Genomic DNA, 5,318 nt, shown 5'->3' with positions numbered 1-5,318 from the left:
CCAACAACAACACAGGGGACTGGGCGTGGCAGATATGGCCGTACAGAGCTCTTCGATGGACGCCGCTGGACCGTATGACCGCGCCAAAGCGCTCAACGCATTCAAGACCGGTGACCAGGTTTTCTACTGGCTGACACGCATCTCGGCGCTGTCCGTCCTCTTCATTCTCGGCGGCATCATCCTGTCGCTCATCGCTGGTGCATGGCCGGCGCTGAGGGAATTCGGCTTCTCCTTCCTGTTCACGCAGCGCTGGGCGCCGTCGGCGGAACCGCCGGTGCTCGGTGCGCTCGGTCCGATCTATGGCACGCTGATCACCTCGGTGATCGCCATGTCGATCGCCATTCCGGTCGGTATCGGCATCGCGATCTTCCTCACCGAACTGTGCCCGAACTGGCTGCGTCGCCCGATCGGCATGGCGGTCGAACTGCTCGCCGGCATTCCCTCGATCATCTACGGCATGTGGGGCTTCTTCGTGCTCGGCCCGTTCCTGGCCAACCACTTCCAGCCGTTCCTGATCTCGGCCTTTGAAGGCGTGCCCGTGCTCGGCACCATCTTTGCCGGCCCGCCGTCCTATCTGTCGCTGTTCAACGCCTCGCTCATCCTCGCCATCATGGTGCTGCCCTTCATCACGGCGATCTCGGTCGATGTGTTCAAGACGGTGCCTCCGGTGCTCAAGGAAGCGGCCTACGGCGTCGGCTGCACCACCTGGGAAGTCGTCAAGAATGTCGTCATCCCCTACACCCGCGTCGGTGTGATCGGTGGCGTCATGCTGGCTCTCGGCCGTGCGCTCGGCGAGACGATGGCAGTCACCTTCATCATCGGCAACTCGTTCCGCATCACCGGTTCGATCTTCGGTCCAGGCACCACGATCTCCGCGGCCATCGCCTCGGAATTCGCGGAGAGTGACGGCTTGCACCAGTCCGGCCTGATCCTGCTCGGCCTGCTGTTGTTCGTGCTCACCTTCTTCGTGCTGTCGGCCGCGCGTCTGATGCTGCTCCGTCTCGAAAAGAAGGCAGGAAAGTAAGTCATGAGCGTCAATCCGATTTACCTGTCCCGTCGCCGCAACGACACCATCGTCCGCATTCTGTGCCTGGGTGCCGCGATCTTCGGCGTCACCTGGCTGGCGCTGATCCTGTTCACGCTGTTCTACAACGGCCTCGCCGGCCTCAGCGTGCAGATCTTTACCCAGAACACGCCGCCCCCCGGTTCGCAGGAAGGCGGCCTGCTCAATGCCATCGTCGGTTCGATCATCATGACTGTGATCGGCGTCGGCATCGGCGCGCCGCTCGGCCTGCTCGCCGGCACGTACCTCGCGGAATACGGCAAGCACGACAAGCTCACCTCGGTGATCCGTTTCATCAACGACGTGCTGCTGTCGGCCCCGTCCATCATCATCGGCCTGTTCGTCTATGGCGCGGTGGTGGTGCCGATGGGGGGCTTCTCGGCCTTCGCCGGCTCGCTAGCGCTCGCCGTGATCGTCATCCCGGTGGTCGTCCGCACCACGGAGGACATGCTCGGCCTGGTTCCGAATCCGCTGCGTGAAGCAGCCTCGGCGCTCGGCCTGCCGCGCTCGCTGGTGATCAAGCGGATCGCCTATCGTGCAGCTCGTGCCGGTCTCATCACCGGCGTGCTGCTCGCGACCGCCCGCGTCGCCGGTGAAACCGCGCCACTGCTGTTCACTGCATTGAGCAACCAGTTCTTCAGCCTGGACCTCGGCAAGACGATGGCCAACCTCCCGGTCACCATCAACAACTTCGTCCAGAGCCCCTACGAATATTGGAAGCAGCTCGCCTGGAGCGGCGCGCTGATCATCACCTTGACCGTCCTTGCCCTGAACATTGGCGCGCGCATTCTCGGCGCCGAGAGGAAAGCAAAATGAGTGATCTCTCCGTGTCCGCCGCCAATCCCAGCGTCTCGATGCCGCCGCCGTCGGTGGTGCAGGGCGATACGCGTCCAAAGGTGACCGTGCGGGACCTGAACTTCTATTACGGCGAACACCACGCCCTGAAGAAGATCAACCTGAACCTCGCCGCCAACCGCGTCACCGCCTTCATCGGTCCGTCGGGCTGCGGCAAGTCCACGCTGCTGCGCATCTTCAACCGCATGTATGACCTCTATCCGGGTCAGCGCGCGGAAGGTCAGGTGATGCTCGAGAACCAGAACATTCTGGACCCGAAGCTCGACCTCAACCTGCTGCGTGCCCGCATCGGCATGGTGTTCCAGAAGCCGACCCCGTTCCCGATGACGATCTACGAAAACATCGCCTTCGGTATCCGCCTCTATGAGAAGATCTCCAAGGCGGAGATGGACGTGCGCGTCGAGAAGGCGCTGCGTGGCGGTGCGCTGTGGAACGAAGTCAAGGACAAGCTCAACGCCTCGGGCCTCAGCCTGTCGGGCGGCCAGCAGCAGCGTCTGTGCATCGCGCGCACGATCGCTGTGCGTCCGGAAGTGATCCTGTTCGACGAGCCCTGCTCGGCGCTCGATCCGATCTCGACCGCCAAGGTCGAAGAGCTGATCGACGAATTGAAGGATCAGTACACGATCGCCATCGTGACCCATAACATGCAGCAGGCGGCCCGTGTCTCCGACACCACCGCCTTCATGTATCTCGGTGAGCTTGTTGAATTCGACCAGACCAACAAGATCTTCACGTCGCCGAGCGACCGCCGCACCCAGGATTACATCACCGGCCGTTTCGGCTGACGCGACATATTCGCGAGAGGATTGACCTATGGCTTTTGAACACACGACCAAGGCCTTCGACGACGATCTTCAGGAACTCACCCGTCTCGTCGCCGAGATGGGGGGCCTGGCCGAACGTCAGATCGCAGAGTCCGTGGATGCGCTGGTCCGCCGCGACGTCGCCCTGGGCGCCCGCGTGGTGGCCACTGACGCCGAAATCGATCAGCTTCAGCGGCTGATCGAGGAACGCGCCGTCCTCACCATCGCCAAGCGCCAGCCGATGGCTGTCGACCTGCGCGAGATCGTTGGCGCGCTCCGCGTCGCCACCGATCTCGAGCGCATCGGCGATCTCTCCAAGAACATCGGCAAGCGCGTCAATGCGCTGGACAGCGACTTCCATCCGCTGAAGCTGATCCGTGGCCTCGAACACATGACCGATCTGGTGAACACCCAGGTCAAGGCCGTGCTCGATGCCTATGCCGCGCACGACCTCCCGGCCGCCATGGCGGTGTGGAAGGGTGACGAGGAAATCGACGCGATCTGCACCTCGCTGTTCCGCGAACTTTTGACCTATATGATGGAAGATCCGCGCAACATCTCGTTCTGTATCCATCTGATGTTCTGCGCCAAGAACATCGAACGGATCGGCGATCATGCCACCAACATCGCCGAGACGGTGTTCTACATGATCGAAGGTCAGCAGATGGTCGACAAGCGCCCGAAGGGTGACATGACCAACTTCGCTACGCCGGTGAGCTGAGGCTCGCCGCGGCGAGCCGAGCTCACCGCGACTTGCTCGCCTTTGCCTGAACGACAGATAGGAAGCCAGCCATATGAACGCGCGCATTCTGGTAGTGGAAGACGAGGAAGCTCTGACCACGCTGCTGCGCTACAATCTCGACGCCGAAGGTTACGACGTCGAGACGGTTGCCCGCGGCGACGATGCCGACACCCGTTTGAAGGAACGCGTGCCGGACCTCGTGGTCCTCGACTGGATGTTGCCCGGCCTGTCCGGCATCGAACTGTGCCGACGCTTGCGGGCGCGGCCGGAAACCAAGGCGCTGCCGATCATCATGCTCACCGCCCGCGGTGAGGAGAGTGAGCGCGTTCGCGGCCTCGCCACCGGCGCCGACGATTACATCGTCAAGCCGTTCTCGGTGCCGGAACTGCTGGCCCGCGTGAAGGGCCTCCTGCGCCGTGCGGCGCCGGAGCGTCTGGCGACGGTGCTGGCTTTCGGTGACATCGAACTCGATCGCGACAAGCGCCGCGTGGTGCGCGCCGCCCGTCCGATCGATCTCGGCCCGACTGAATATCGCCTGCTCGAATTCTTCCTCGAGCATCCCGGCCGCGTGTTCAGCCGCGAGCAGCTGCTCGACAGCGTCTGGGGCCGCGACATCTATATCGACGAGCGCACCGTGGATGTTCACATCGGCCGTCTGCGCAAGCTGCTGAATCCGGCCGGCGAACCCGACCCGATCCGGACCGTGCGTGGCGCCGGCTACGCGCTGGATGATCGCTTCGATAAGGCGGCGGAGTAACGCTCTTTACCTCACGCTCTGCCCTCATCCTGAGGAGCCGCGCAGCGGCGTCTCGAAGGATGGCGACGGAGCTCCGACATCTCATGGTTCGAGACGGCGCTTCGCGCCTCCTCACCATGAGGGGCGGAGGTGGGCGGTTCTAGCTCAATAGCAAAGCAACAAAAAATGCCCGGCTCATCGCCGGGCATTTTTCGTTCGTGCTGTTCGCTTACCGCATCGGCTTTGGCGCTGCCCGGCGACGGTCGCTCGCGGGCTGGTAGGCGATCCGCGAGTGGTGCGCGCAGTAAGGTGCGCCGGCCACGGCCTTGCCGCCGCAGAAATAGAAGTCCGTGCTGGCCGGATCACCCACCGGCCAATGGCAGGTGGCGTCGTTGAGCTCGACCAGCTGCAGGCGCTGGCTGATCGGGATCACATTGTCGACCGAGATCGGATCGGGCTCCATCTCGACCTGATAGTCGTGAGCCAGCGCCGTGTTGCCACGGGCGACCGGGCGCGGCATGCGCACCATCTGCTGGGCCGGACGCGGCTTGCGCGGGCGCGGGGCAGCAGAAGACGGGCTCTTGGCGCGGCCGGAGAGGCCCAGGCGGTGCACCTTGCCGATCACGGCATTGCGGGTCACGTTACCGAGTTCCGCGGCGATCTGGCTGGCGGACAGGCCGCCTTCCCAGAGTTTCTTGAGCTGTTCGACGCGATCGTCGGTCCAAGTGATTACCGTCATCGCTAAATCCCTTCGTATGCGCCGGCCGGCCTTGGCCCGCGCTGCGACTTGAAATCGTCAAAAAACCTCGTTGTCAGAATCCCTTAGCGCTCACCGGATGCATGACTGCTTCCGGCCTTACGCCGTACCGATAGTGTACAAGGGTCTACTGCCGCACGAGATGTCGTATCCGACAGGCCAAAAACTACATGATGCCGCGACTCACGCGCAAGAGTCGGCCGAGTCACATCCACATGCTTTCTGTCAACCAAACAGAAAAATCGGCCTTTTGTTCGATCAGGTGTGACATGGACGCCGCTATGCGCGGTTGACACCCTGTGCAGCCCCCATAAGATAATGGTCGCGTGGCGCCCGCGAAGGGCGGCACGTTTAGTTTTGTG

General features: G+C 62.9%; 6 protein-coding genes. 5 read left to right on the top strand and 1 reads right to left on the bottom strand.

All coding sequences use genetic code 11. The features are described 5' to 3' along the window. Nucleotides 1-25: 25 nt before the first annotated feature. The 5 genes from pstC to phoB all read left to right on the top strand — a co-directional run bounded on the left by pstC (nucleotide 26) and on the right by phoB (nucleotide 4,220). Nucleotides 26-1,024 (top strand): phosphate ABC transporter permease subunit PstC, encoded by a 999-nt coding sequence (pstC, locus tag ACIQ2A_RS25385; protein ID WP_398484745.1) that lies wholly within the window; start codon nucleotides 26-28, stop codon nucleotides 1,022-1,024. Nucleotides 1,025-1,027: 3 nt separating this feature from the next. Next, nucleotides 1,028-1,879, top strand: coding sequence for a phosphate ABC transporter permease PstA (gene pstA, locus ACIQ2A_RS25380; RefSeq protein ID WP_398484743.1), 852 nt, complete (start codon nucleotides 1,028-1,030; stop codon nucleotides 1,877-1,879). After that, nucleotides 1,876-2,703: a phosphate ABC transporter ATP-binding protein PstB gene (gene pstB / locus ACIQ2A_RS25375; protein WP_398484741.1), complete on the top strand. Its 828-nt coding sequence runs from the start codon at nucleotides 1,876-1,878 to the stop codon at nucleotides 2,701-2,703. The genes pstA and pstB overlap by 4 nt, the downstream gene beginning before the upstream one ends. Before the next feature lie 28 nt (nucleotides 2,704-2,731). Beyond that, on the top strand, nucleotides 2,732-3,442 hold the full coding sequence (phoU, locus tag ACIQ2A_RS25370; RefSeq protein ID WP_398484739.1) for a phosphate signaling complex protein PhoU: 711 nt from the start codon (nucleotides 2,732-2,734) through the stop codon (nucleotides 3,440-3,442). 73 nt (nucleotides 3,443-3,515) lie between these two features. Further along, on the top strand, nucleotides 3,516-4,220 hold the full coding sequence (gene phoB, locus ACIQ2A_RS25365; protein ID WP_211911446.1) for a phosphate regulon transcriptional regulator PhoB: 705 nt from the start codon (nucleotides 3,516-3,518) through the stop codon (nucleotides 4,218-4,220). Between the two features lie 208 nt (nucleotides 4,221-4,428). Here the strand turns inward: phoB and ACIQ2A_RS25360 are convergent, their stop codons facing one another. Then, nucleotides 4,429-4,938 carry a GcrA family cell cycle regulator gene (locus ACIQ2A_RS25360; RefSeq protein ID WP_398484736.1) on the bottom strand — a complete coding sequence of 170 codons (510 nt, stop codon included), beginning with the start codon at nucleotides 4,936-4,938 and terminating at the stop codon, nucleotides 4,429-4,431. Between the last annotated feature and the right edge of the window lie 380 nt (nucleotides 4,939-5,318).

The organism is Tardiphaga sp. (genome assembly GCF_044336785.1).
Lineage (GTDB): Bacteria > Pseudomonadota > Alphaproteobacteria > Rhizobiales > Xanthobacteraceae > Tardiphaga.
Note: the sequence above shows the minus strand (reverse complement) of the source record. Positions and strands in the feature narration are given on the sequence as shown.